Below are 26,218 nucleotides of genomic sequence, written 5' to 3'. Positions count from 1 at the left end.
TTAATCCAGCACAGCGCCCCGGTCAGCGGAGGACACCAGCTTGGCATACCGGGCCAGATAGCCCGTCTTGATCTTGGGCTCGGGACAGACCCACTTGGCCTTCCGGGCAGCCAGCTCCTCGTCCGACACCTTCAGGGTGATGGAGTGGTTGGGGATATCGATGGCGATGGTGTCGCCCTCCTCCACCAGGCCGATGGGGCCGCCGGAGGCCGCCTCGGGGGAGACGTGGCCGATGGAGGCGCCGCGGGTGGCGCCGGAGAAGCGGCCGTCGGTGATGAGGGCCACTTCCTTGTCCAGGCCCATGCCCGCAATGGCGGAGGTGGGGTTGAGCATCTCCCGCATGCCGGGGCCGCCCTTGGGGCCCTCATAGCGGATGACCACCACGTCACCGGCCACAATCTTGCCGGCGTAGATGGCCTCGATGGCCTCCTCCTCGGAGTTGAAGACCCGGGCGGGACCCTCGTGGACCATCATCTCGGGGGCTACGGCGGACTGCTTCACCACGCAGCCGTCGGGGGCCAGGTTGCCCTTGAGAACGGCAATACCGCCGGTCTTGGAGTAGGGATTCTCAATGGGGCGGATGATCTCGGGGTTGCGGTTGACCACGCCCGCCAGGTTCTCCGCGATGGTCTTTCCGGTGCAGGTCATGAGGCTGGTGTCCAGCAGACCGGCCTTGCTGAGCTCTGCCATGACGGCGTACACGCCGCCGGCCCGCTCCAGGTCCTCCATGTAGGTGTCGCCCGCAGGGGCCAGGTGGCACAGGTTGGGGGTCTTGTCGGAAATCTCGTTTGCCATGTCGAAGGAGAGCTCAATGCCGCACTCGTGGGCGATGGCGGGCAGGTGGAGCATGGTGTTGGTGGAGCAGCCCAGAGCCATGTCGATGGTCTCGGCGTTGTGGAAGGCCGCCTCGGTCATGATGTCCCGGGGGCGGATGTTCTGCTCCACCAGCTTCATAATCTGCATGCCGGCGTGCTTGGCCAGACGCAGACGGGCGGAGTAGACGGCGGGAATGGTGCCGTTGCCCCGGAGGGCCATGCCGATGGCCTCGGTGAGGCAGTTCATGGAGTTGGCGGTATACATGCCGGAGCAGGAGCCGCAGGTGGGGCAGGCGTTCTGCTCGTACTCCTCCACGCCCTCCTCGTCCAGCTTGCCGGCGTAGTAGGCGCCCACCGCCTCGAACATGTGGGAGAGGCAGGTGCGCCGGCCGCTGTTCAGGGTGCCCGCCAGCATGGGGCCGCCGGAGACGAAGATGGTGGGGATGTTCACCCGGGCGGCGGCCATGAGAAGGCCGGGGACGTTCTTGTCGCAGTTGGGGATCATCACAAGGCCGTCGAACTGGTGGGCCATGGCCATGGCTTCGGTGGAGTCGGCAATGAGGTCCCGGGTGACCAGGGAGTACTTCATGCCCACATGGCCCATGGCAATGCCGTCACACACGGCGATGGCGGGGAACTCCACCGGAGTGCCGCCGGCGGCCCGGATGCCGGCCTTCACTGCCTCGGCAATCTTGTCCAGGTTCATGTGGCCGGGAACAATTTCGTTATAGGAGCACACCACGCCGATGAGGGGCCGCTCCAGCTCCTCCTTGGTGTAGCCAAGGGCGTAGAGCAAAGAGCGGTTGGGGGCGGCGGGGATGCCTTTTTTCACAACATCACTGCGCATGGGAAGAACCTCCTCACAAAAATCTAAAATAAGTTGTCTGATTTCTCTTGCATTGTCTGACTACATAGTATAGGATAGAGAAAAGGATGTCAAGGGCCGCTGGGGCCCTTTTCCGAAAAAATCCGCCGGAAGGCGGGGAGAAGGGGTGCCCCATGGACAGGACCAACCTGAGAGAACAGACCGCCCGGCGGCTTTACAGCAAGATTACCGTGGAGGACTCCATGGCGCCGGGGGACAAGCTGCCCAACGAGGTGGAGCTGGCCCGGCAGCTGGGCGTGAGCCGGGCCACGCTGCGGGAGGCCATCCGGGACCTCATTGTCCAGGGAGTGCTGGAGGTGCACCGGGGACGGGGCACCTTTGTGGCCCGGGGAGCGAAGGAGGACGGGCTGGGCTTTGGAAGGCTGGAGCGGGTCAAGGGGCGGCTGCGGGACCTCTTTGAGCTGCGGGCCATCTTCGAGCCCCAGGCAGCCCGGCTGGCCTGCCGACGGGCAGGGCCGGAGGAGCTGGCGGATATTCTGGACAAGGGAGCTGCGGTGGAGCGGTGCATCCGGGAGGGACGGGACCGCACCCGGGCGGACCGGGCCTTCCACGCCGCCATTGTCCGGGCCACTCACAACGAGTTTATGATGCGCCTGCTGCCCACCATCAGCCAGGGGGTGGAGGAGGCCATCTCCACCGGAGAACACGCGGAGGCCCTGGCTCAGGCCACCCTGCAAGACCACGCCCTGCTCATGGACTTTTTCCGCCGACGGGACGAGGCCGGAGCGGAGCACGCCATGGCCATCCATATGCTCCACGCCATGGAGGAGATGGGGCTTGAGTGAAAGCTGCGCAGGAAAACAGAGACACGGGGGACGCACTATGGGTGCGTCCCCCGTGTTTGTTTGGGCCGGATATGGGTTATTCTTCGGAACAGGAGTCCTGAACAGCCTGCAGAATCTGATCGTGGTCAAAGGGCTTGTAGACAAAGCCTCTGGCGCCGATGCGCTGTGCCTCATTGATGGTGTCGTCGTAGGCCAGGGAGGAGACCATCAGTACCCGGGCGTCGGGGTGGGTCTGCAGAAGCAGACGGGCGGCGTCCAGGCCGTCCATACCGGGCATTACAATGTCCATAGTAACCAAATCGGGGTGGACCTTGTCATAGGTATCCAGAGCTTCCTCGCCGCTCTGGCAGCAGGCGATGACCTCGTAATCGGTTCCGGACAGAATTTCCTGCAGCTGCAGCTGTGCGATTCTGGAATCATCCACAATCATGACTTTCTTCGACATATGGCGTCGCTCCTTTTCACTCATTTGAATTTGGATGACCGGAGGGAAATTATTCCGGCGGGATGGGAAACGCGGAAAGCCCGCGGAGAACGCTTACAAAGGCGGGGGATTGTCCGGGGGGAGAAGCCCCATATAAATCAGGTGCGCTCCCTCGTTGTCGCCGCTGGTGTAGTGCAGGACGCACTGGCGCTCCGGGTCCGATTCCGGCAGATAGAGGCCGGTCCGGAAGAGGGGACTCTGGAACCGGGAGGGGATGTGGGCAGCCTGGAAGATTCCGGCGGCAATCCGGCCGCAGATGATATTGAAGTACTCCGTGGCCACATCCTCGATGTCCCGGGGCGTGACGGCATCCCGGTGCATGATGCTTCTGGCCAGCCGGGTCAGCAGCGCCGTGTCCGCGCACAGCAGCAGTGCGGCGGGACGGCTGCCCTCCAGCACTGTGTGAACGGTGCAGATGTCGTTGGAAAGCGTCGTGTTTTCCTCCTGAAGCTGGATCCCGGCAAAGCGGCTGGTAATGTCCTGGATGGAGTGATTCAATATGGATTGGAGCTCGTGCTTTACACATGCGTTCAAAGCAGAGATCCCCCTTTCGGCTGGATTCAAAGCAGGCCCACCAGCCCGTTTACCAGGCCGATGGTGCACGCGTGCTGAAGTCGGGTAACGCGGAACGAATCGTGGCCGATGGTCACGGTGGTGCCGGGGTACGCTGTGTCGCAGAGCAGGCGGCGGGGATCCGGGTCGGAGCGGGGGAGCAGTTGTCCCTCCAGATCCTTGTCCAGCTTTTCCAGCTTCATTTTCGCGATGCACTGGTTTAGGCGAAGCTTGGACAAAGCGGGATCACCGGCACCTTCCTGGGGTTGATGGCTCAGTTTATCCAGTGTGCGGGTTAGGGTTTCCAGCTCGGACAGGATCTGGACCCGTTCCGCCTCCTCGCAGGGCTGTCCACCCAGAAAAATAAGGGTGGGCCGTTCCGCCTTGGAGCCCACGGTGGAAGCGGATACCTCGCGGGCGGCATGGAGAGTGCCGCCGATGATCGCCCCGCGGCCCGTGCGGACCCGGACCGAGCCATTGCTGAATATCTGGCAGTTGATGATGCAGTCGGCGTATACGTTCTCCTGCGCATATACGTTGCAGTGCTCCAGGTATTTGGCGTATACGCTTTTCTGGGCATGGAGCACCGCCTGATCCTGGCCCTGTACGCCGCTGGAGACGATAATGTGTTCCCCGGCTTCAATGGAGCAGGCCTCCACCACACCGTCGATTTGGACGTTTCCAATGGCACAGATGGAGACGCCGCAGCACAGGTCGCCGTGGACGTGGACATCGCCCAAAAATTTTATGGTTTTTCCCTCGCAGAGCTCCTCTTCGGACAGCTCCAGAACCGGCTTGACCTGAAAGCTGCGGCCGGAAAAGGCCACATGGCCCGACCGGGCGGCGGCCAGAAATCGTCCGTCCTCAGAGAGGCGAGTGTTGCGTCCCTGGGGAACCGGAGCGGCACCGCCCTGGGGAGCGGGGAGAGTTGCACCGGTCACGGTGCAGCCGGGAGTGCCGGGCATGGGCGGGACAATTTCACAGATTACCTCGCCTTCTGCAATGTTCTGAACCAGGTTGAGCGTCACATAGTCGGACTGCCCCAGCTCGTCCACCGGCACATCCTCCTTTGGCGTGCGGGACACCCGGTCGATGATGCGGCCATCCTCTCCCGGAACGGGGCAGGTGCCGCAGGCGATGGGAAAAAGCTGAAAGTAACGCTGAGGAAGGGAGGGCAGCTGGCGCAGCAAATTCCAATTAATGCCGCTGGTGATGCCGTGGTCGGCCAGCACCCGGCAGAGCTGCGGAAAGGTCAATTCCCTGCCTCCAGCCATGGGGGGAAAGAGGAGCAACCACGCAATCATCTGATCGCCGGATAAAAGAACCAAAGGGGCCTCCTCCAACTGGGCCATGGGGCCATCCGGTCCCTCCGGATAGAGCAGCTCCAGCCGGGTATGGGCGGCGTGATTCAAAACGATGCGAAGCCGTTTCAGCTCCCGATCGGGCGCTGAAAGGGGAAGCGGTGTGTCGGAGGCGGCGTCATAGCGGGGGGTCAGACAGATGGGGGAAGCCGGTGCATCTGTTCCCGACCAAAGTGCCTGCAGTCGGCAGAGAGGGTGATCGGGGGAAAAGACCAGCTGGAGAGTGGAATTCTCCCGGAAAGAGGCTTTCTCCCCATCGGTAGGGGGAGCGTTCTCCGGAGAACCCCGTGAAATATGATTTTCCCAGAACTGCACCTGCCGTTCGCCTCCTTTTGTCTTGACTTTGGGGCCTCCTGGTCAGTAGTCGTTTTTTCCGGTAAACCGGGATGGAGAAACAACGGCATTGAAGGTCGGCACCTTTGGCCTATGTGCTTGTGTCAGAACTTTGGGAAAGAGCATTTGTTATTTATATCGTCCAAAATCAGGAAAGATTAAGGCCCGCAGCTGATCTATTTATGAAATCTGCAAGAGATGGCGAGATGACGGGCGCAAAACAAAAGGACATCCATTCGGATGTCCTTTTGTTTTAATGGAGATGACAGAACTCGAATCTGTGGCCTGACCCGTTGGAGGGAGGAACCCGCCGAAACAATATACACAGGATGGAAGAGAATGAAATACCGGCCTTCTGGCCGGCGGCGCAGGTGCGCCGTAAATTCGGAGCGCAGCGGAGAATTGCGGAGGGGCGGCTTTGCCGACCCCGAGCATTTCAATCACCGAAGGGTGGAGCCGCTCTTTGGGCGGCGGAACCCAAAACAAAAAGGACATCCATTCGGATGTCCTTTTTGTTTTGGTGGAGACAACAGAACTCGAGTCTGTGACCTGACCCGTTGGAGGCGGTCGTTCGCCGAGACATGAGACAGATAGAGAGAAGCAAGTAAAAAGAAAAAAGCCACGTCATTGACGTGGCTTTTTTCTGGTGGAGACAACAGAACTCGAATCTGTGACCTTCCGCGTGTGAGGCGGACGCTCTACCAGCTGAGCTATGCCTCCATATTGGAGAAATCGGCGAAGATGGTGGTGACCCGGACGGGACTCGAACCCGTGTTGCCGCCGTGAAAGGGCGGAGTCTTAACCGCTTGACCACCGGGCCGTTTCTTTTTATGAAATCGGATCGACGACCCGCTCATTAGTAAGTGGTAGCGGCAACTGGATTCGAACCAGTGACACCGCGGGTATGAACCGCGTGCTCTAGCCAACTGAGCTATGCCGCCGTTTTTGCCCGTCTCGAACAGGGCAAGAGTTAGTATAGCGGATTTCTCTCCAGTTGTCAACAAGAAATTTTCCTTTTTTTCAATTTTTTTGCGAGGGCCCCAAAAGCTCAGCGAAAGGCCATGGAGAGCAGCAGCGCGATGGCCGCGGGAATCAGGCTGGACAGCTGGAAGGGGCGGTCCAGAAGGGCGCGGAACAGCAGTACCACGGCGGCAACCCGCAGCAGCCAGGGCAGCACGGCCATGATAACAAGGAAGGGGATACTCAGCAGCATCATGCCCAGAACCAGAACCGGCAGGGCAATGAGGCAGAGAATGGAGAGGGTAAGCAGAGAGAGCATGGAAAATAACCTCCGATCAGGATGGTACCAGTGTACCAGACAATTCTTAAAACCCACGGGGAGAAAGATTAAAATTCCATGAAAGAAAGGAGGGACCGCAGCATCTGCGGTCCCTCCCGATTGGGGTTATGTAGCGGAATTGTTCTTGGGGTCAAACCGGGAGCGGTAATCCCGCATCATTTTGGCAAACAGGGCGCCGTTGGTGGGGGGCGTGTAGGTGATGGCGTTGGCTCCCGCGTCAATGGTGCGCTGGATGTCCTCGTCGGTGGGACCGCCCGTGGCGATGATGGGTACGTTGGGAAAATCCTTCCGGATGGCGGAGACAATTTCCGGCGTTTTGGCCGCGCCGGACACGTTGAGAATATCCGCGCCTGAGGCGATACGGCGGCTGATGTCCATCTCCAGGGAGACAATGGTGGCGATGACGGGGATGTCCACCACCTGTTTAATCTGGAAAATAGTTTCATCGCCGATGGGGGCGTTGACCACCACGCCGTAGGCACCCTGATGCTCGGCGTAGGCCGCCAGCCGCACCGAGCGGGCACCGTTGGTGGTGCCGCCGCCCACTCCGGCAAAGACGGGGACGTCGGCCACGCTGATAATGGCCTGGGTGATGGCGGGCTGGGGGGTGAAGGGATATACGGCAATAATGGCGTCGGCGTTCACATTTTTAATAATGGCCACATCGGTGGAAAAGACCAGGGAGCGGATTTTCCGTCCAAAGATGCGAATGCCTGAACACTGGTTAATGACGCGGGGGATGTCCAGCAGATGGCTGCGAAGCGTCCCACGGTATTCCGGAATGTTATCCATCTGTCTGCTCCTTTTTGGCGGGGGCGTCCGCAGGGACGCCGAGGGGGAAAGGGACGGTCCCGGCGGGAGGGGTTAACGGAAGTACAGCGCGCCCGACTCGAACAGGGGCTGGTGCTTCTCACCGGGGATGTTGACGCCCACATAGGGACCGCGGCGCTCGGAGTGACCCATCTTGCCGAAGACCCGGCCGTCGGGGGAGAAGATACCCTCGATGGCTTCCATGGAGCCGTTGGGGTTGACGTCGATGTCCATGGAGGGCTTGCCCTCCAGATCCACGTACTGAGTGGCCACCTGGCCATTGGCGATGAGGTCCGCCACAACCTGGGCGGGAGCGACGAAGCGGCCCTCGCCGTGGGAGATGGGGATGGCATGGAGGTCACCCACGTTGGAGTTCAGCATCCAGGGGGACTGGACGGAGGCCACCCGGGTGGTGACATACCGGCTCTGGTGGCGGCCGATGAGGTTGTAGGTCAGGGTGGGGCAGTCGCCGTCCATGGGACGGATCTCGCCGTAGGGCACCAGACCCAGCTTGATGAGAGCCTGGAAGCCGTTGCAGATGCCCAGCATCAGGCCGTCCCGGTTCTTCAGCAGGTCCATGATGGCGTCGCTGAGGGCGGGGGAGCGGAGGAAGGAGGCAATGAACTTGCCGGAGCCCTCAGGCTCGTCGCCGCCGGAGAAGCCGCCGGGCAGCACCACCATCTGGGCGGAGCGGATGGCCTTCTCCAGGGCCTGGGCGGCCTGGGACAGGAAGTCGGTGGTCAGGTTGCGCACCACGATGATCTCCGGCTCAATGCCCGCCCGGAGGCAGGCCTTGGCGGTGTCGTACTCGCAGTTAGTGCCGGGGAAGACGGGCAGAACCGCCTTGGGACGGGCCACCTTGTTCTTGCACACAGCGATGGAGCGTTTGTCCCAGGAGATGGGCTCCACGGAGTCGGAGCCGCCGGCCCGGGTGGGATAGACCTTCTCCAGAACGCCGTCGTTGAGCTTCTGGAGCTCTTCAATGGAGACAGCCTCGCCGGGGAGGGCCACATAGGGGGCCTTGGTGGTCTCACCGATGCGGACGGCGCAGGGGTCGTTCACTTCCTCAGTGAGCTCGGCCACAATGGCGCCGGGCATGGAGACGTACCAGTCCACGTCCTCCATACCGGCCTGGAAGCCGATGGAGTTGCCGAAGGACATGTTCATCACGGCCTCGGCCAAACCGTTTTCCACCGCCCAGGCGGCCTTCACCTTGCCAGCCTGACACAGGGCGTGGAAGGCGGACCAGGCGCTCTTGGTATCCTGGGAGCGGAACAGGTAGACCGGGTGCTCCCCGGCCTTGAACTCGGGGGAGAGGACCTCGCCCGCCTTCAGGGGGGCGATGGCAAAGGAGATGAGGGTGGGGGGCACATCCTTGTCCAGGAAGGAGCCAGACATGGAGTCCTTGCCGCCGATGGCGGCGGCACCCAGCTCCAGCTGGGCGTCCAGACCGCCCAGCAGGGCGGCAAAGGGCTTGCCCCAGCGCTGGGGCTCGTCCCGCAGCTTCTCAAAGAACTCCTGGAAGGTGAGGTAGGCCTTCTGGTAGTCGGCGCCGGCGGCCACAATCTTGGCCATGGAGACGTACACCGACTCGTGGGCGCCGGTGTAGGGGTCCACGCTCATGCGCTCCGGGTCAAAGCCCCAGGACATAACGCTGGCCTGGTCGGTCTCCTGGCCGGGCTCCACGGGGAAGAGGGCGGCCATGGCCTGGGCGGGAGTGCGCTGGGCCGCGCCGCCGAAGGGCATCAGCACGCTGGCGGCACCGATGGAGCCGTCAAAACGCTCGGTAAGGCCACGGCGGGAGGCGCACTTCAGGCTGGCGGCCATCTCCTTCAGGGAGGAGGCAGAGGCCTTATTCAGAGCGGAGCGGTCGGTGTCCGCCACCGCTACGCGGGCGTGCTTCACCGCGCCGTTGGTGTTCAGGAAGGCACGGGACAAATCGGCAATCTTCTGTCCCTTCCAGTGCATGACCATGCGGGGGCTCTCGGTGACCACGGCCACCCGGTAGGCCTCCAGGTTTTCCGCCTCGGCGGCAGCAATAAACTTGTCCGCATCCTCGGGGGCGACCACTACGGCCATGCGCTCCTGGCTCTCGGAGATGGCCAACTCCGTGCCGTCCAGGCCGTCGTACTTCTTGCGCACGGCGTCCAGCTCAATCTCCAGGCCGTCGGCCAGCTCGCCGATGGCCACGCTGACGCCGCCGGCACCGAAGTCGTTGCAGCGCTTGATGAGGCGGGTGACCTCGCCGTTGCGGAACAGCCGCTGGATCTTCCGCTCCTCGGGGGCGTTGCCCTTCTGGACTTCGGAGGCCATGGTGGTGAGGGACTTCATGTTGTGGCTCTTGGAGGAGCCGGTGGCGCCGCCAATGCCGTCACGGCCGGTGCGGCCGCCCAGCAGGATAACCACGTCTCCGGGGGCGGGCACCTCACGGCGCACATGGTCGGCAGGAGCCGCACCCACGACCGCGCCGCACTCCAGGCGCTTGGCGATGTAGCCCTCGTGGTAGACCTCGGCCACATGGCCGGTGGCCAGACCGATCTGGTTGCCGTAGGAGGAGTAGCCCGCCGCGGCGGTCTGGGCCAGCTTCCGCTGGGGCAGCTTGCCCGGGGTGGTCTCAGCGAAGGGTACACGGGGGTCGCCGCCGCCGGTGACGCGCATGGCCTGGTGGACATACACGCGTCCGGAGAGGGGGTCGCGGATACAGCCGCCGATACAGGTGGCCGCGCCGCCGAAGGGCTCGATCTCCGTGGGGTGGTTGTGGGTCTCGTTCTTGAACATCAGGAGCCAGTCCTGCTCCTTGCCGTCCACTGTGGCGGGGACGTGGATGGAGCAGGCGTTGATCTCCTCGCTCTCGTCCAGCTCGGGCAGCAGGCCCCGCTTTTTCAGCACCTTGGTGCCCAGGGTGGCGATGTCCATGAGGGTCTGGGGCCGCGCGGCGGCCTTCTCCTCCCCATAGACCTCCACCCGGCCGTCCAGATAGCGCTGGTAGGCGGCCTTCACCGCCTCGTCAGAGAGCTCCACGGAGTCAATGTGGGTGGAGAAGGTGGTGTGGCGGCAGTGGTCGGACCAGTAGGTGTCCACCACCCGCACCTCAGTGATGGTGGGGTCACGCTTCTCCTCGTCCCGGAAGTAGGCCTGGAGGAACTTCAGGTCATCCAGGTCCATGGCCAGGCCAAGGGAGGACAGCAGCTCCTGGAGGCCCGCCTCGTCCAGGGTGGTGAAGCCGGCCACGGTGTCCACGTGGTCGGGGATGGCGTGGGTGCGTACCAGGGTGTCAGGCTTGTCCATGGAGGCCTCCCGGCTCTCCACCGGGTTAATGAGGTAGTCCCGGATCTTGCTGAGTTCCTCCCCGGTAAGGGTGCCCTTCAGGATGTATACCTTGGCATAGGCGATGAGGGGGCGGTCCACTCCGGCCATGAGCTGGATGCACTGGGCGCAGGAGTCGGCCCGCTGATCAAACTGGCCCGGCAGGGCCTCCACCGCCAGGACGGTGTGAGCACCCTGAGGGGCGGGGAAGGTCTCGTCATAGACCGTGTCCACCTGGGGCTCGGAGAAGACGATGGACTTGGCCTGCTCGTAGACGGCGGGGTCAATCTGGTCGGCGTCGTACCGGTTGAGGATGGTGACTCCCTCCAGTCCGGCGATGCCCAGCTGCTCCTTCAAAGAGCTGCACAGTCCCTGGGCCTCCACATCGTAGCCCGGCTTTTTCATGGAATAACAGCGAAATACACTCATTTCCTTTTTCCTCCGCTTCCTTTGCGTCTTGTTTCACAGCGCGGCAGCACCGCGCGGGGATAGCCTGTTTCTCTCTATGAAATTGTCCAGTTCTCCAACTGGTAGAACACATTTCCTCGGACCGGCGACAGTCCGGACAGCCGCCCCCACTGGGTGAGCACCGAGCCATTTTTAAAGCAGATGGGGGCGATGGGCATCTGCTGGCAGAGGTAGTTGTATAAGGTATAGGCCGCGCCCTCACGGGTGCTGTCCGAGGCCTGCCCAAAGGCGGTGAGCAGGGCGGAAATCTGGCTGTCCTGCCAGCGGCCGTAGTTCAGCGTGCCGTCGGGGGCGAGCAGGACGGTGAGGTCGAAATCAGCGGTGAGCACCACCTCGCCCAGGTAGAGATCAAAGTCACCCGACTGCAAGGCGGCGGTATACTCTTCAAAGGGCAGGGATTTCAGGGTGATGGGCACCCCGGCCGCATCCAGCTGGTAGACGATGCGCTGGGCGGCGGAGAGCTTGGCGGTGTTTTCGTTGTTCACCAGCAGCACCAGGTCCCGGCGGGGGACATCCAGCGACTCCAGCTGGGCCACCAGCTGCTCCGGATTGTAGCTCACCGATTGGGCCAGCTCTTCATTGTAGAGAGGGCTGCTTGGGTGAACCGGAAGGGCGGCGGCCACGGCGTGGCGGGCGTAATCGGTCTGGGCGATGGAGTCCCGGTCAATGGCCAGAGACAGGGCCCGGCGGGCCTGGGGATCGGCGCACAGCCCGGTCTGGGTGTTGAAGCCCAGGTAGAGCAGCGTGGTGGTGGCGTAGTCCCAGGTCTCATAGCTGCCGGAGTAGCCCAGGGCGTTGGTGCCCATGAGATCCACATCCACCAGTCCCACGTCTCCGGAGGAGAAGGCGGAGAGCAAATCGTCAGCCTTGCGCATCTCCCGCAGAGGGAGTTCCTGGGCGGGCAGCGTCTTGTTCTGCCACCAGCCGGAGCGGGCGGTGAGGGAGAGCCCCTCTTCCGTTTCCGTCAATACGTAAGGGCCGGTACCCGCCGGACGCTGGGAATTGCCCAGAGCGATGGGAATGTCCAGCAAAGCGGGCAGGGCGCGGTTGGGGCGGGAGAGGACTATAGTCACCGAGCCCTCATCACCGGTGATGGACACCACCGAGGCGAGGCGCTGGGCATAGCGGGAACCCTCCTGCCGGGCCAGATTCAGCGCGTCGGCCACCACCGTTCCGGTGAGGGGCGTGCCGTCGGAGAAGGTGACGTTGGATTGCAGGAGGAAGGTCCAGGTGAGGCCGTCCTCGCTGACGGAGTAGCTCTGGCACAGCACAGCCTGGGGCTGAAACTGCTCGTCCAGCTGGAAGAGCGGCTCATAAAGCAGAGGGGCCAGGGTGAGGTTGGCCCGGTTTTCCGCCAGCACCGGGTGCAGGGTATAGTCGGGGTAGACAGCCAGAGCGAAGGGAACCGTCTCGCCGGAGGCGTTCTCCCCCTGGGCGGAGGAGCTGCTTCCATCCTGGGAGGAGGCGGGGTCGCTCTGGGGGGAGCAGCCCGGCAGCAGCAGGGCCGCACACAGCAGAAGAGACAACAGCGGTCGTAATTTCATAGTGCTTCCTTTATTCGGTTCGCAGTTCAATCATGGCGGCCATACTGCCTCTGGCCTGACCCAGCCGCCGGTGGGACCAGAAGAGGTCGGGGCGGCAGGCGGTGCACAGGGAGCAGACGGCAATGTGATCAGGGGAAAGGCCGGCCTCCTGCAGCCAGCGGGCGTTGGCCCCCTTCAGATCCACGCGGAATTTTTCACCGCCGGGAAGGGGGCGGATGAAGGGCTCCGCCGCGCTCCCCAGACCGGCCCGCAGGCCTTCGGGGACGTCGGCGTGGGTTTCAAAGCAGCAGGGAGAGATGCCCGGGCCGATGGCGGCCAGAAGGTTTTCCGGAGCGCAGCCGTACTGCTCCACCATGGTGCGGACGGTCTCATAGGCGATTCCGGCGGCGGTCCCGCGCCAGCCGGCGTGGGCGGCCCCCACCACCCGGCGCACCGGGTCAAAAAAGAGGACCGGGATGCAGTCGGCGGAGAAGACCGTGAGGCACACTCCGGGGACATCGGTGACCAGGGCGTCGGCGGGGAAGGTCCCGGGCTGGGACAGGGGGACGGCCTCCTCGGGGGAGGCAATGACGCGCACCGCCTTGCCGTGGACCTGGTGGTTTTTCACCACGGTCTCCGGGGTGGAGCCCACCGCCGCGCAGAAGCGGCGGAAGTTTTCCTCCACCCGCTCCGGCGCATCGCCCCGGTTGGCTCCCAGATTGAGGCTGTCAAAGGGGGCGGGAGAGATGCCGCCCTGCCGGGAGGAGAAGCCGTGGGCCGCGCCCGCCCAGGCAGGATGGTCACAGAAAAAGAACGGGACCCCATGGTGTGTAATTTGAATGATTTCCATGGCGGTCCCTCCGGCGCATAAAATGATATTCTATTTTATCCCAAAATTACGGTTCTGGCAACCCGTCACAAGGGAGAAATACGCCCGGGTTTTCCCGGGCTCCGGGCGGCGCAGTGCCGAAGCACCCGGCCTTACAGCCGCTGCAGCTCCCGAATGGTGTCCTCAATGGTCTTTTTGGGCAGATAGACGGCCGCCATCTCCGCCAGCTGCTTCAGGGTCAGGGACCGGGCCGCCTTCACCATGGGGTGGTTCATAAATTTACCGAAGCGGCGCTGAAAGACCGCGCGGGACTTGGGATTGTCCAGCAGCTCCCCCACGGTAATGGTCTGATTGCGCAAATCCAAGGAAATCACCTCCTGCCACAGTGTATGCCCGGGCAGGGAGAACTTGACAGGGTGTTTCCTTGACTTTCCCGGAAGAAGTGGGCTATACTGGTACAACATTATTATAAATAGAAATGAACGAGAGGAGGGGCTGTGCCGATGGCAAAGAAGAAGCCACGCAATTTTCTGGCCCGGGCCGATCAGGCCCTGCGAAAAAAGCATACGGTGGCTGCCGTCTACATCTTTCTGCGCTTTGCAGTGATTCTGGTCATGGTGGCCCAATTTTTCAACGGAAACTTTGAAAACGTGTTTTTGTGTCTGCTGACCCTGGTGCTTCTGCTGCTGCCCACCATGGTGGAGCGGTCGCTGCAGATTGACCTGCCCAATACCCTGGAAATTATCATCATGCTTTTTATTTTTGCGGCGGAGATTCTGGGGGAAATCCGGGCCTTTTACACCACATACCCCGGCTGGGACACCATGCTCCATACGTTGAACGGCTTTTTGTGCGCCGCCATCGGCTTTTCCCTGGTGGATATGCTCAACCGCAACGAGCGCTTTTCCCTGTCCCTGTCCCCCACCTTCATGGCCATTGTGGCTTTCTGCTTCTCCATGACCATCGGTGTGCTGTGGGAGTTTTTTGAGTGCACCATGGACCAGCTCTTTCTGCTGGATATGCAGAAGGACGCCGTCATCAACACCATTTCCTCCGTGATGCTGGACCCCACCGGCGGCAATACGCCGGTTATCATCCGGGACATCACCGATGTCATTGTGGTCTCCGGCGGGGAGGAAATTTCCCTGGGGCTGGGCGGCTATCTGGATGTGGGGATTCTGGACACCATGAAGGATCTGGCGGTGAACTTTGTGGGCGCCGTGGTCTTCTCCTTCATCGGCTTCTTCTATGTGAAGAGCCGGGGTAAGGGTCGCTTTGCCCGCCGGTTCATCCCTCAGGTTCTGGACAGCGAACAAGAAAAAAATTCCACGGAGGAATAAACCCGCCGCTCCGGGCCATACTAAAGCCATCCCGAGTGAGGAGGTTATTTTGGTATGGAAAACAAGTCCTGCAACACCAATATTCAGTGTACCGTAAACAGCTGCGCCTATCATAACGGGCCCAGCAACTGCTGCTCTCTCCAGTCCATCAAGGTGGGCTGTTGCGGCGCCAACCCCACCAAGTGTGAGGGCACCGAGTGTGCGTCCTTCAAGCTGGGCGGCATGCAGTAAGCGATACACCGGACAACGTAAAAAAACAGGGAGAATCCACGGAGGATTCTCCCTGTTTTTTCATTTCAGAAGGGGGCTTATCCCAGATGCAGGCCGTAGAAGCCCACTAGGGACAGTGCCATGAGTCCGGCGGTGAGGAAGAGAATGGGGGTACCCCGGAAGCTCTTGGGGCAGCCGTCGAAGTTGACCTCCCCCCGGAGACTGGCGAAGCTGGCCAGCGCCAGAGTGGCGCCCAGTCCGCCGAAGAAGGCAAACAGCAGGGCCTGTCCCAGACCGTAGCTGCGCTGAGCGATGATGAGGGCGGAGCCCAGGGCGGCGCAGTTGGTGGAGACAGCCGAGAGGTTGCCGTCAATGCGGCGGGACAGCTCCGGCAGGCAAACCTTTAAAAACCGGCGCAGCCCGGCCACCAGGGCGGTGATGAGCAGGGTGAGGAACAAAAGCCGGAAGTGCTGCCAGCCGAAGCGGCTGAGCACCAAAAAGTCGGCCAGCCAGGAGATGAGGGCGGCCAGAACCATCACCACCGTCAGGCAGTAGCCTGAGCGCAGGGCGTCGATGGGGTTGCGGAAGGAGTGTACCCTTGTCCCGATGCCCAGACAGGAGACCAGAACAAAGTTTTCCGACAGCAGCGCGGCCAGAGCCACGCCGGCCAAATCCAGTATAGCCATCAGCGGGACCTCCTTTCCAGGGCAGAGGCGGAGTTATACTTCACTGTCCACATACTCCACCTCTCCTTCCGTATCCAGATTGGCCACAATGGCCAGCGCCCGGTTGACGCCGTCGGTAATGGCCTGGGATGTGGCGGTGGCGCCGCTGACCGCGTCCACCGAGTTGCTGCCGGAGGTGCGGATGGTGCCGGACTTTCCGATGTACCGGCTCAGCGACTCCGGGGTCATGGCGTTGGTGCCCACGCTCTGGGTCTCCTTGTGGTCGGTGACGGCCACGCCGGTGACCTGACCGTTCAGGTCCACGCCCACCTGCATGGTAATGACGCCGCCGAAGCCCTGGGCCTGGACCTCCACGCAGTAGCCCAGCAGCTCATTGCTGCTGCTGTATCCGGCGGTAATGGACAGAGCGCCGTTGGCCCGGTAGGGGGTCTCCGAGCTGAAGGCCGCCTGCGGCATCACCTGGGCGAGCAGCTGCTGCTGGTGCTGATTTTCCGCCCGGACGGTGTCCAGGTCGGTGAAGCGGTGGACGCCGTAGATGGCAAGACCGGTGGCCAGTACCACCGTGGCCAGGCAGCCCCAGGACTTGGCGTGGGCCCGGATCTGATCCAGGTGTCCCTCGCCGGGGGCCTTGCCCGCCTCATGGAGGCGGAACTGGAACTGGGGCTTGACGAATTTGATTTCCGCCGCGCTGCTGCGCAGGTGCTCCAGGTGCTCTTTGAAAGAGGTGAAAGGGGTGACTCCGAAGCGCCGGGGCATTCCGGCGCGGTCCAGCAGCCACACGCAGCAGTTCATGGTGAGGATGGCCCAGCCCACACCCTCGGGGTAGGAGCTGCAGCTGCGCAGCAGAACAGTAAACAGTCCGCAGCCCACACCGAAGAGGATCTGGCCTCTGGGCGTGACGGGAGAGGTGGTGGGGTCGGTGGCCATGAAGATGGCGCCCAGCAGAAGCCCGCCGCTGAGCAGCTGGGCACACATCCATACCAGACGTCCCTGGTCTCCGCCGGGGAACAGCAGGGCCAGCACCGCCACCGTGCCCAGATAGGACAGAGGGATGCGGGGAGAGATGACCCGGCGCAGCACCAGATAGCAGCCGCCCAGCAGAAGCATGAAGGAGGATACCTCACCCAGACAGCCGCCCTGCTGGCCCAACAGCAGTTGACTCAGCGTCTGGGGGGGCAGGGTTCCGTCGTGGAGGTAGGACATGGGGGTGGCGGCAGACACCGCGTCTGTGCCCCACAGGGGCAGGGACTGGAGGGGCTGGGGCCAGGTGGTCATGAGAATGGGGAAGGTGGCCAGCAGCATCCGTCCGCCCAGGGCGGGGTTCATAAAGTTTTTGCCCAGACCGCCGTAAAACTGCTTGATGAGGACAATGGAGAAGGCGGCCCCCAGGATGGGCACCCAGTAGGGGGCGGAGGGGGGCAGACACATGGCCAGCAGCAGTCCGGTGACGCAGGCAGACAGGTCCCGGACGGTATTTTCCAGGTGCATAAAGCGGCGGTAGCCGTACTCAAAGAGCACGCAGGCCCCCACCGACAGGGCGGTGAGCACCAGCACCCGGACGCCGAAGAAGAAGACGGCCATACCCAGGGCGGGGATCAGGGATATGATGACCTCCCGCATCATGGAGGCCGTGGTGGAGGGCTGCCCCACCTGAGGGGGCAGCCGATAGGAACGGATGCGATCCATCAGTCCTCCCCTCCTTTCTCCAAAAACTCGCCCGCCTGGCGGACCAGTTCAATGAGGGGAATGCTGGCCGGGCAGATGTAGGAACAGCAGCCGCACTGGATGCAGTCCTGGGGATGAAGACCGGGCAGCTTGTGGGTCTGGTTTTCCCGCAGGGCCCGGCCGATGAAGACGGGAGCCAGATGCATGGGGCAGCTGGCCACGCACTTGCCGCATCGGATGCAGGTGGTCTCGGGGGTGGGGGCCCGGCGCTCCCACTGGGCCAGGCACACCAGACCATTGGTGTTCTTGACCACCGGGGCCTCCAGGTCCTTCTGGGGGGTACCCATCATGGGACCGCCGGTGAGAATGAGCTCGGGAACCTCCCGCAGGCCGCCGGTGGACTCCAGCAGACAGCGCAGGGGGGTGCCGATGGGCACCCACAGGTTCCGGGGCCGGGCCACCGCGCCGCCGGTGACGGTGACGGCCCGATGGGTGAGGGGCTGGCCGTGAAACAGGGCGTCCTGAATGGCAAAGACGGTGGCCACATTGAGCACCAGACAGTTGACATCCAGCGCCGTTCCGCCGGCCGGGACCTCCCGCCCGGTGACCGTCTGGACAATCTGCTTCTCCGCGCCCAGGGGATAGCGGGTGCCCACGGTACACAGCTCCGTCTTGGCTCCCTGCTTGCGCAGGCGGCGCTCCACCGCCTCCACAGCATTCAGCTTGTCCCCCTCGGTGACCACCACGGCCCGCTTGGCCCCCAGGCACCGGGCGATGACCCGGGTGCCCAGAAGGATGTGGTCGCTGCGCTCCAGCAGCAGCCGGTGGTCAGCGGTGATGTAGGGCTCGCACTCGGCGGCATTGACAATGAGGGTGTCAATCTTGCGGGCCGCCTGGGCCAGCTTCCGGTGGGTGGGGTAGGCTCCGCCGCCCATTCCGGCGATACCGGCCCAGCGGGTGCGCTCCACCAGCTGCTCCAGCGTGACCTCCTCCGGGGCCAGAGGCTGGGGACAGCCCTCAAAGGGAGTGTCCTCCCCGTCGTTTTCCAGAACCACCGCCAGGGCGGTGCCGCCCCAGGGGTGGGGCCGCTCCTCTACGGCGGTCACCCGGCCCGAAACGCTGGCGTGGACGCACACGCCGCCATCCACCCCCCGGGTCAGGGGCTGGCCCACCTGCACCCGGTCACCAGGGCCCACCAGGGGCTCGGCCTGGCCGTGGAGACTCATGAGCACGGGGATGACCACCTGCTCCGGAGCCTTGTCCAGGGGAGCGATGGGCTTGCGCCGGGTGCTCTCTTTATGTCCGGCGGGGTGGACCCCGCCAAAAAAGGAATGTTTCATTGACTGACCTCCAGGCACGGCGCTCCCACATGGGGAGACGACAAAATCCGTGCCAAGTATGCATGTTCATACAAAGTACATCATAATGCAAATCCGCCGTTTCTGTCCAGAGTATTTCTGAAAAGTTCACAGATTGCTCAAAGAAAATTTTTGGCCGAAAGAGCCAAAAATCCCCCGCCGCATGGGTGCGGCAGGGGATTTTTCAGGGAAAATTCAGCTTTAACACAGGCGGCGGGTAGGAAGTGTTTGCCGGGACAGGCCCAGGGCCTGGGTGTACTCCTTAATTTGTTCCCAGGGGGCCAGAAAGACGTGGATGCCAAGGCGGCGGGCGGTGTCCACCTTCCGACACAGGGTCTCCCCGTCGTCGAAGAGGACGAAGTGGGCTCCGCCGTCGGGATTGGTGTAGGTGAAGTACCGGGCGCACAGCTCGTTGGAGAAGAAAACGGAGGGATGGAGGCGCTCCATCAGGCGGCTCAGAGCCTCCCGGCTCAGGGGGGTGCCGCTGCCAGAAGGGGAGGGGAGAAAGAAGTCCTCCGCCGCCGGCTCCAGGGCCAGGGCGATCCGGTCTCGGCCGAAGCGCTCCTGGGCCTCCTCCAGGCGCAGGGTCAGGGAGCCGCCGGACAGAGCGGAGGAGATCATCACCCTGGCCCGGGGGGCACAGCGGCCGTAGCTCTCCGGCACATACAGGTTCCAGCTCCGGCGGGCGAAGCTCTCGTCCAGCTGGGCGGCAATTCCCTCCAGGGGAGGCAGGCGTACATCGAAGTCCAGCACCGCCCCGGAAAAGCCGCGGGCCAGACACTCCCGCACCACCTCCTGGCAGAAGGGTTCCCCGGCGCCGAAGCCGTCAAAGCCCGAGGCGTCCAGCACCATCACGCCCCCCTGGGGCGGTACGCTCCCCTCCGAGCGGAACAGGTGGGGCCCCCGGCCGATGCGGTAGGCCAGGTGGGCGGGCAGTACGCTGAAGCCCTGGAGCTGGCCCAGCTGCCGGGGCAGAATGGGTATGAGAAAGGTGTCTTGATTGGCCATACAGGCTCCCCCTTGTCCAAAATTGGCGAATGTGATATACTGATCAGACGCCGGAACGCGGGGCGGCGTCCACACAATCCACTGTATGCCGTCTTCGCCGGTATTTAGAACAAAGGAGGACACCAACGTGCCCTTTTCACCCATTCCCCGGGGGGTGTACCCCTCGGTGACCAGTCTGCGCCCCAAGGACCTGGCCGACCGGGGGATCCGTCTGGTGCTGGCCGACCTGGACAACACCCTGGTCCCCTACAAGGTGACCCAGCCCCCCCAGGCCATTGTGGACTGGAAGGAGGAGCTGGAGGCGGCTGGCATCCAGCTGTTTCTGCTCTCCAACAGCCGTAAGCCCGGCCGGGCCCAGAACTTCGCCGAGAAGCTGGGCATCCCCTACCAGGGCCACTCGGGCAAGCCCCGGAAGGCGGGCTACCTGCGGGCCATGGAGCGCATGGGCTGTACCCCCAAGGAGACCGTCATGGTGGGAGACCAGATCTTCACCGATACCCTGGGCGCCAACAACGCGGGGGTGACGCCCCTGCTGGTGGAGCCCATCCGTCTGGCGGGCAACCCCGGACGGTATATCCGCTACGCCATTGAGACCCCCTTCCGCCTGCTGGGGAAGGGCAGGCCCTTCCTGTGAGCGCCCGGTTCGGCCCCGCGGGCAACTCGGACAGCTTCTCCAAGGTCTACAAGTCCTCCGCCGACGCCCCCGGCTGGATTGCCGGGCTGGGCCTGGACTGCTACGAGTACCAGTGCGGCAAGGGCGTCCATGTGGGGGAGGAGACCGCACGGAAGGTGGGGGAGAAGGCCCGGGAGGCGGGCATCGCTCTCTCCCTCCACGCCCCCTACTTTATTAACCTGGCCAATCCCGACCCCGAGGCGCTGCAAAAGACCATCGGCTACATCACCGCCGCCTGCCGGGTGTCCCAGTGGATGGGCGCGGAGCGGGTGGTCATCCACTCCGGGGCCCTCATGAAGCGAACCCGGCGGGAGGCCCAGGACATCGCCCTTCGGTCCCTTCGCGAGGTGGTGGCCGCCTGTGACGACCAGGGCTTTGGCGACATCATCCTGTGCCCCGAGACCATGGGGAAAATCAACCAGCTGGGGGATCTGGACGAGGTGCTGGAGCTGTGCACCGTGGATGAGCGCCTTCTTCCCTGCATCGACTTCGGCCACCTGTATGCCCGCTCTCTTGGGGCGGACGACGGGGCGGAGGCTTTTGGGCGGATGCTCAGCCGGGTGGAGGAGGTGCTGGGCCGGGAGCGGGCCAGCCGCTTCCACAGCCACTTCTCCCACATCGAATTTACCCCCAAGGGGGGCGAAAAGTGCCACCGCACCTTCGCCGACGACGGGGGCTACGGCCCGGACTGGACTCCTCTGGCCGCCCAGGTGGCCGCGCGGGGCTGGAGTCCTACCTTTATCTGTGAAAGCGCGGGTACCCAGGCGGAGGATGCGCTGGAGATGAAGCGAATCTACCGGGAATACGCAGAGGAAACCTGACCGGGCGCTTTTGCAGGGGGCCCCATCGGGAGATGGGGCGGCGCCTTTGCGCCGTAAATTTGCCGCTGCGCGGCAAATTGCGCAGGGCGAATTCACTTCGCCCGAGCATTTAAAGGCAGAGGGGCCCCCACCGCCCCGTGGGGCGATGGGGAGAAGCGCGGGTACTCAGGCGGAGGATGCGCTGGAGATGAAGCGGATTTATGAGGGCTTCCGATAAGCATCCGGACATTGTTTCATGTTACAAGTGAATAAGGAGCGACAAACGATGAATCATTTGACTCAGATTGCGTCCAAGCTGCCGGAGTACGGCCTGGACGCCATGCTGATTACCAGCGATGCCGGAGAGCGGTACGCGCTGGGCTTCCACGGAGAGGGCCTGCTGCTGGTCACCCGGGAAGGTGCCCACTACACCACCGACGGGCGGTACATTGAGGCGGCCCAGGAGCAGATTACCGGGGCCCAGGTGTCTCTGGTGACCACGGGCAGCGGCCACCTGGCCCAGGCCCGGGCCTATCTGGAGGAGCACGGGCTCCATAACGTAGGCTTTGAGAGCGGCGTGATGACGGTGGATCAGCACCGCCGCTATGCCCAGGAGCTGCCCTGCATTCTCACCCCCGCCCAGCCCCTGCTGGACGATCTGCGCGCCAGCAAGGACGAGGAGGAGCTGGCCGCCATGCGCCGGGCACAGCAGATTACCGATGAGGCATTCAAGGCCATTCTCAGCTTCATCCGGCCCGGCATGACCGAGCGGGAGATTGCCGCCCGCCTGGTCTACGAGCTGCTGCGCCGGGGAGGTGAGAAAGTGTCCTTTGACCCCATCGTGGCCGCCGGCGCCAACGGTTCCCGGCCCCACGCCGTGCCCGGGGACCAGGTGGTGGACACGGGCATGTTCATCACCATGGACTTCGGCTGCAAGGTGGACGGGTACTGCTCGGATATGACCCGCACTGTGGCCCTGGGCCAGCCCACCGAGGAGATGGAGCTGGTGTACGCCACCGTGCTGGCCGCCCAGAAGGCGGGCATCAACGCCGCCCGGGCGGGAGTTACCGGCCGGGAGGTGGATGGAGCCGCCCGCCAGGTCATGGCCGAGGCGGGGTACGGGGAGTACTTCTGCCACAGCTTCGGCCACTCCCTGGGCCTGGACATCCACGAGTCCCCCAACGCCAGCCCCACGGAGGACCGTCCTCTGCCGGCCGGCGCGGTTATTTCCGCCGAGCCGGGCATCTATCTGCCCGGGCGGTTTGGCGTACGGATTGAGGACGTACTCATCCTGCGGGAGGGCGGCTGCGAGGACATCACCCGTTCCCCCAAGGATTTAATTGTGCTCTAAGCCAAAGACAGGTTATTTTTGGGTAAATTTCGCCTGCCAACTTCACCAATTCCCAGGAACCCCCTTGTCAAAGCAGGGAAAATGGGGTAAAATAAATCAGCTTATCTAGAATACAGATGGAGGATGATCCCAATGGCAATGATTTCCGCCAGTGATTTCCGCAACGGCGTGACCTTTGAGATGGACGGCAAGGTCATGCAGGTGGTTGAGTTTCAGCACGTTAAGCCCGGCAAGGGTGCCGCCTTTGTCCGCACCAAGATGAAGAACATCATCACCGGCGGCGTGACTGAGACCTCCTTTAACCCCACTGCCAAGTTTGAGCAGGCCTTCGTGGACCGCAAGGACATGGAGTACAGCTACAACGACGGCGACCTCTACTACTTCATGGACATGGAGACCTATGACATGCTGCCCATCGGCAAGGACCTGCTGGGCGATGCCTTCAAGTTCGTGAAGGAGAATATGACCTGCAAGGTCATGTCCTACAAGGGCAGCGTCTTCGGCGTGGAGCCCCCCAACTTCGTGGAGCTGGAGGTCACCGAGACCGATCCTGGCTTCAAGGGCGACACCGCTACCAACGTGACCAAGCCCGCCACCCTGGAGACCGGCGCCGAGATCAAGGTCCCCCTGTTCATCAACCCCGGCGACAAGATCAAGATTGACACCCGTACCGGTGAGTATCTGGAGCGCTGCAAGGGCTAATCGGGACCAACCCAAATGAGAGAGGCAAAGCCTCGGAAAGGGAAACTGCTATGACTATTTCCGAAAAAGTCGCTTATCTGAAGGGCCTGGCCGAGGGCCTGAATCTGGACACCGAGAAGTCCAAGGAAGGCAAGCTCATCTCCGTGATGATCGGCATCCTGGAGGAGGTCGGCCTGTCCATTGAGGACCTGGAGGAGAACGCCCAGGCTTTGGGTGAGGAGATCGACGTGCTGTCCGACGATCTGGCCGATGTGGAGTCCGTAGTCTTCGAGGATGAGGACGAGGATGACGACGAGAGCGAGGACTACGACGACGACTGGTTCGAGGTGGAGTGCCCCACCTGCGAGGAGCCTCTGATCATCGACGACAAGGCCCTGGCCGAAGGCTTTATCCAGTGCCCCAACTGCGAGACCAAGTACTCTCTGGATCTCAGCGACGACACCGTTGAGGCGGATGACGAGGAGTAAGCTTCGTTTCGCTGAACAAACGAAAAAAACAGGATGTCCCGTACGGGACATCCTGTTTTTTTATTCTGAATTCCGTTGGTCGCGCCCTCTTACAGGCGATGAAGGGGCGGACCGTCCAGGGAAATTACCCGGTCAGCCAGTTCCAGCACGGACGCCTGGTGGCTGGTGAGCACCACCGGGATGCCAAGGCTGCGGATGCGTGTCAAAATGCGCCGTGTCCGCTCCGGATCCACTCCGGCAAAGGGCTCGTCCAGCAGGTAGACGGACCCGCCCAGAGCCAGGCAGCGAGCAAGGGCCAGGCGGCGGCCCATGCCGCCGGACAGGGCGGCGGGGAGGGTGTCGACCTCGTCCTCCAGCTCCACCAGCTCCAGCCAACGTACCGCCTCATCCTGCCGCTCCCGGGGCAATACATCGGTGATGTGCTGTCCCACGGTGCGCCAGGGCAGCAGGCGGTTTTCCTGAAAGAGAATGGCCCCTGTCCCGGGAGAAATGCCCGAAATGGTCCCACTCTGAGGGCGCTCCAGCCCGGCCAGCAGCCGCAGCAGGGTGGTTTTTCCGCAGCCCGAAGGGCCTTGGAGGGCTGTAATTCCCTGGGCGGGCAGCGTGAGGGAGAAGTCGGAAAGCACGGTCCGGTCCCCGTAGGAGAAGTCCAGGTGGGAGAGCTCAATCATCCCCGCCGCCTCCTTTCCATCGTCCCAGCACCAGCCGCAGCAGCCGCTCCAGAACCAGGGAGAGGGCCACCACCACCGCCGTCCAGGCGAAGAGGGAGGGGATCTCCAGATACAGCTTGGTGTTGTAAATCTGAGTGCCGATTCCCGGCCGGGGCCAGCAGATGGCCTCGGCGGCCACGCCGGATTTCCAGGCCAGTCCCGTGGAGGTGATAACGGCGGAGAGGAAATAGGGGCGCAGGGAGGGCAGATAGATGAGACGCAGAGTTTTCCAGCGGGAGAAGCGGTAGGCCCGGGCCAGCTCCAGAAGCTGGGGGTCGGCAGCCTGAATGCCCCGCACCAGATTTTCCCACACCACCGGCAGTACCATCAGGGCGGAGATGACGGCGGGGACGGTATTTCGTCCCGTCCACAGCAAGACCAGCAGAATGAAAGAGGCCACCGGCGTGGCCCGGACGATGCGGATGGCCGGGGCCAGCAGGCGGTGGAGCCACACCCAGGAGCAGGTAGCTCCCGCCAGCAGAGCGCCCAAAAGGATTCCAGCGGCCAGTCCGGCGGCCACCCGCAGCAGGGTGGCCCCCACCGTGGCCCAGAACGCCTCCGTGGGTAGCAGCTCCAGCAGGGCGGCCAGGACGGAGGCGGGATAGGGGAGGAGCAGCTCATTGCCCCGGCCGTCCACGGCCCGCTCCACTAAAAAGGCCCCAAGCTGCCAAGCCCCCAGCCAAAAGGCCGGGGGCAGCAGATAAGCCAGGATAGATTTTTTGGACTTAGTCGGCTCCATAGTAGAAGGAGTCATAGGGCATGGCGTTGCCCACCGAGGCGGGGTCGGCCTGAACCAGCACCTGGTAGTAGGTCTCCAGGGCCTGCTTCATTTCGCTGCCCGCCAGGTAGGTGAGATTGCACTGGGGAATGGCGGCGGCCGCCACCTTTTCGTTGGCAGTGATGCCGAACTGGGCCACCATCTGGGCGGCAGAGTCCAGATTGGCCTCGTCATTCATGTAGGTGATGGACTCCTGATAGGCCTTCAGGAAGGCCTCCACCTCTTCCGGATGTTCCGCCACGTACTCGGTGCGAGCTACCAGGCAACCCTGGGGCAGGGAGCCCTGCTCCAGCTTATCCCAGGCGCTGGACAGGGAGATGGCCTGGCGCACGCCGGAGTCCTGGAGCATCAGGGCGGTGGCGGCGGGGACGGGGAGCATGCAGATGGCCTCCTCCGAGGAGGTCATCTTGGCACTGACCTCCTGGGCGGTCATCCACTGGATGTCCACCGAGGCGGGGTCCACGCCGTTTTCCGTAAGCAGGTAGTTGAGCACATACTCCGGGTTGGCGCCCTGGCCGGTGGCGTACACCGTCTTGCCCGCCAGGTCGGTCATGGCGTGGACGCTGTCACCTTTCTCCAGAATATAGAGCACGCCCAGGGTGTTGACGCACAGTACCTGGATGGCACCGTCGGTCTTGGCGTAGAGGCTGGCGGCCACATTGGTGGCCATGGCGGCGATGTCCGCGTCCTTGTTAATGAGGGCGTTGGAGACTACCTGATTGTCCGCCTCCACAGTGGAATTGAGCAGGAAGCCCAGAGAGGTGTCGGGGTTCTCGGCAGTGACGTCATAGGTGGCCATCATCTGGGCCGCGCCCACGCCGGTGGGGCCGCTGAGCACCATGAAATTGAGGGTGGGCAGGTCCGGGGTCTCCTGGGAAGAGGAGACGGAGGAACCGGCGGCGGAACTGGAGTCGGAGCCGGAAGAGGTGCTCTTGGGCCCGCAGCCGGCCAGCAGGGACAGCGCCAGCGCGGCGCACAGCAGAAGGGAAAGCGGTTTCTTCATAACATTCGTCCTTTC

At 63.1% G+C, this 26,218-nt stretch carries 25 protein-coding genes and 3 tRNA genes; 8 read left to right on the top strand and 20 right to left on the bottom strand.

All coding sequences use genetic code 11. The features are described from left to right. Positions 1 to 1,662: a dihydroxy-acid dehydratase gene (gene ilvD, locus AC3YUO_RS01235; protein WP_489961225.1), complete on the bottom strand. Its 1,662-nt coding sequence runs from the start codon at positions 1,660 to 1,662 to the stop codon at positions 1 to 3. 152 nt (positions 1,663 to 1,814) lie between these two features. Here ilvD and AC3YUO_RS01230 point away from each other — a divergent pair, with 152 nt between their 5' ends. Continuing rightward, on the top strand, positions 1,815 to 2,486 hold the full coding sequence (locus tag AC3YUO_RS01230; RefSeq protein ID WP_489961224.1) for a FadR/GntR family transcriptional regulator: 672 nt from the start codon (positions 1,815 to 1,817) through the stop codon (positions 2,484 to 2,486). Positions 2,487 to 2,562: 76 nt separating this feature from the next. Here the strand turns inward: AC3YUO_RS01230 and AC3YUO_RS01225 are convergent, their stop codons facing one another. From AC3YUO_RS01225 to AC3YUO_RS01170, 12 genes are all read right to left on the bottom strand, one after another. Next, on the bottom strand, positions 2,563 to 2,931 hold the full coding sequence (locus tag AC3YUO_RS01225; protein ID WP_489961223.1) for a response regulator: 369 nt from the start codon (positions 2,929 to 2,931) through the stop codon (positions 2,563 to 2,565). A 93-nt stretch (positions 2,932 to 3,024) separates the two neighbouring features. Then, positions 3,025 to 3,504, bottom strand: a complete 480-nt coding sequence (locus AC3YUO_RS01220; RefSeq protein WP_489961222.1) for a hypothetical protein — start codon at positions 3,502 to 3,504, stop codon at positions 3,025 to 3,027. Between the two features lie 26 nt (positions 3,505 to 3,530). After that, positions 3,531 to 4,934 (bottom strand): flagellar assembly protein A, encoded by a 1,404-nt coding sequence (locus tag AC3YUO_RS01215; RefSeq protein ID WP_489961221.1) that lies wholly within the window; start codon positions 4,932 to 4,934, stop codon positions 3,531 to 3,533. A 926-nt stretch (positions 4,935 to 5,860) separates the two neighbouring features. Further along, positions 5,861 to 5,936 (bottom strand) — tRNA-Val (locus AC3YUO_RS01210). 25 nt (positions 5,937 to 5,961) lie between these two features. Continuing rightward, a tRNA-Glu gene (locus tag AC3YUO_RS01205) sits at positions 5,962 to 6,036 on the bottom strand. A gap of 44 nt (positions 6,037 to 6,080) precedes the next feature. Continuing rightward, positions 6,081 to 6,157 (bottom strand) — tRNA-Met (locus tag AC3YUO_RS01200). Between the two features lie 107 nt (positions 6,158 to 6,264). Next, positions 6,265 to 6,495 carry a phage-shock protein gene (locus AC3YUO_RS01195; protein ID WP_489961220.1) on the bottom strand — a complete coding sequence of 77 codons (231 nt, stop codon included), beginning with the start codon at positions 6,493 to 6,495 and terminating at the stop codon, positions 6,265 to 6,267. 126 nt (positions 6,496 to 6,621) lie between these two features. Next, positions 6,622 to 7,308, bottom strand: coding sequence for a hydrolase (locus AC3YUO_RS01190; protein WP_489961219.1), 687 nt, complete (start codon positions 7,306 to 7,308; stop codon positions 6,622 to 6,624). Positions 7,309 to 7,380: 72 nt separating this feature from the next. Then, complete coding sequence (locus AC3YUO_RS01185) at positions 7,381 to 11,061, bottom strand: phosphoribosylformylglycinamidine synthase (protein ID WP_489961218.1); 3,681 nt, start codon at positions 11,059 to 11,061, stop codon at positions 7,381 to 7,383. A gap of 74 nt (positions 11,062 to 11,135) precedes the next feature. Continuing rightward, complete coding sequence (locus AC3YUO_RS01180; protein WP_489961217.1) at positions 11,136 to 12,644, bottom strand: ABC transporter substrate-binding protein; 1,509 nt, start codon at positions 12,642 to 12,644, stop codon at positions 11,136 to 11,138. 10 nt (positions 12,645 to 12,654) lie between these two features. After that, positions 12,655 to 13,473, bottom strand: a complete 819-nt coding sequence (pgeF, locus tag AC3YUO_RS01175; RefSeq protein WP_489961216.1) for a peptidoglycan editing factor PgeF — start codon at positions 13,471 to 13,473, stop codon at positions 12,655 to 12,657. 131 nt (positions 13,474 to 13,604) lie between these two features. Beyond that, entirely contained in the window at positions 13,605 to 13,826 is a 222-nt protein-coding gene (locus tag AC3YUO_RS01170) for a hypothetical protein (protein ID WP_489961215.1), read from the bottom strand. Positions 13,827 to 13,955: 129 nt separating this feature from the next. Here AC3YUO_RS01170 and AC3YUO_RS01165 point away from each other — a divergent pair, with 129 nt between their 5' ends. Both AC3YUO_RS01165 and AC3YUO_RS01160 read left to right on the top strand, forming a co-directional pair. Next, on the top strand, positions 13,956 to 14,792 hold the full coding sequence (locus tag AC3YUO_RS01165) for a DUF2238 domain-containing protein (RefSeq protein ID WP_489961214.1): 837 nt from the start codon (positions 13,956 to 13,958) through the stop codon (positions 14,790 to 14,792). Between the two features lie 54 nt (positions 14,793 to 14,846). Continuing rightward, positions 14,847 to 15,023, top strand: a complete 177-nt coding sequence (locus AC3YUO_RS01160; protein ID WP_489961213.1) for a DUF1540 domain-containing protein — start codon at positions 14,847 to 14,849, stop codon at positions 15,021 to 15,023. Between the two features lie 77 nt (positions 15,024 to 15,100). Here the strand turns inward: AC3YUO_RS01160 and AC3YUO_RS01155 are convergent, their stop codons facing one another. The 4 genes from AC3YUO_RS01155 to AC3YUO_RS01140 form a co-directional block, all read right to left on the bottom strand. Next, entirely contained in the window at positions 15,101 to 15,688 is a 588-nt protein-coding gene (locus tag AC3YUO_RS01155; RefSeq protein ID WP_489961212.1) for an Rnf-Nqr domain containing protein, read from the bottom strand. Between the two features lie 33 nt (positions 15,689 to 15,721). After that, positions 15,722 to 17,374: an RnfABCDGE type electron transport complex subunit D gene (locus AC3YUO_RS01150; protein WP_489961211.1), complete on the bottom strand. Its 1,653-nt coding sequence runs from the start codon at positions 17,372 to 17,374 to the stop codon at positions 15,722 to 15,724. Then, positions 17,374 to 18,693, bottom strand: coding sequence for an electron transport complex subunit RsxC (rsxC, locus tag AC3YUO_RS01145; RefSeq protein WP_489961210.1), 1,320 nt, complete (start codon positions 18,691 to 18,693; stop codon positions 17,374 to 17,376). The genes AC3YUO_RS01150 and rsxC overlap by 1 nt, the downstream gene beginning before the upstream one ends. A gap of 219 nt (positions 18,694 to 18,912) precedes the next feature. Next, on the bottom strand, positions 18,913 to 19,719 hold the full coding sequence (locus AC3YUO_RS01140; RefSeq protein ID WP_489961209.1) for a hypothetical protein: 807 nt from the start codon (positions 19,717 to 19,719) through the stop codon (positions 18,913 to 18,915). 127 nt (positions 19,720 to 19,846) lie between these two features. Here AC3YUO_RS01140 and AC3YUO_RS01135 point away from each other — a divergent pair, with 127 nt between their 5' ends. The 5 genes from AC3YUO_RS01135 (at position 19,847) to AC3YUO_RS01115 (ending at position 23,712) form a co-directional block, all read left to right on the top strand. Continuing rightward, complete coding sequence (locus AC3YUO_RS01135) at positions 19,847 to 20,353, top strand: YqeG family HAD IIIA-type phosphatase (protein WP_489961208.1); 507 nt, start codon at positions 19,847 to 19,849, stop codon at positions 20,351 to 20,353. Then, entirely contained in the window at positions 20,350 to 21,213 is an 864-nt protein-coding gene (locus AC3YUO_RS01130) for a TIM barrel protein (protein WP_489961207.1), read from the top strand. The genes AC3YUO_RS01135 and AC3YUO_RS01130 overlap by 4 nt, the downstream gene beginning before the upstream one ends. A gap of 265 nt (positions 21,214 to 21,478) precedes the next feature. Then, the gene (locus tag AC3YUO_RS01125; protein WP_489961206.1) at positions 21,479 to 22,543 is read left to right on the top strand and encodes a M24 family metallopeptidase; all 1,065 of its coding nucleotides are present in this window, start codon (positions 21,479 to 21,481) and stop codon (positions 22,541 to 22,543) included. A gap of 138 nt (positions 22,544 to 22,681) precedes the next feature. Then, entirely contained in the window at positions 22,682 to 23,245 is a 564-nt protein-coding gene (gene efp / locus AC3YUO_RS01120; protein ID WP_489961488.1) for an elongation factor P, read from the top strand. A 50-nt stretch (positions 23,246 to 23,295) separates the two neighbouring features. Continuing rightward, positions 23,296 to 23,712 (top strand): CD1247 N-terminal domain-containing protein, encoded by a 417-nt coding sequence (locus AC3YUO_RS01115; protein WP_489961205.1) that lies wholly within the window; start codon positions 23,296 to 23,298, stop codon positions 23,710 to 23,712. An 89-nt stretch (positions 23,713 to 23,801) separates the two neighbouring features. Here AC3YUO_RS01115 and AC3YUO_RS01110 read toward each other — a convergent pair whose 3' ends face one another. The 3 genes from AC3YUO_RS01110 to AC3YUO_RS01100 are packed head-to-tail and all read right to left on the bottom strand — an operon-like array spanning position 23,802 to position 26,203. Beyond that, positions 23,802 to 24,383, bottom strand: coding sequence for an ATP-binding cassette domain-containing protein (locus tag AC3YUO_RS01110; protein WP_489961204.1), 582 nt, complete (start codon positions 24,381 to 24,383; stop codon positions 23,802 to 23,804). Continuing rightward, complete coding sequence (locus AC3YUO_RS01105) at positions 24,376 to 25,161, bottom strand: ABC transporter permease (RefSeq protein WP_489961203.1); 786 nt, start codon at positions 25,159 to 25,161, stop codon at positions 24,376 to 24,378. The genes AC3YUO_RS01110 and AC3YUO_RS01105 overlap by 8 nt, the downstream gene beginning before the upstream one ends. Then, positions 25,148 to 26,203: an ABC transporter substrate-binding protein gene (locus tag AC3YUO_RS01100; protein ID WP_489961202.1), complete on the bottom strand. Its 1,056-nt coding sequence runs from the start codon at positions 26,201 to 26,203 to the stop codon at positions 25,148 to 25,150. The genes AC3YUO_RS01105 and AC3YUO_RS01100 overlap by 14 nt, the downstream gene beginning before the upstream one ends. Positions 26,204 to 26,218: the final 15 nt, after the last annotated feature.

This window comes from Pseudoflavonifractor sp. HNCC25GI2 (assembly GCF_058136395.1).
Note: the sequence above shows the minus strand (reverse complement) of the source record. Positions and strands in the feature narration are given on the sequence as shown.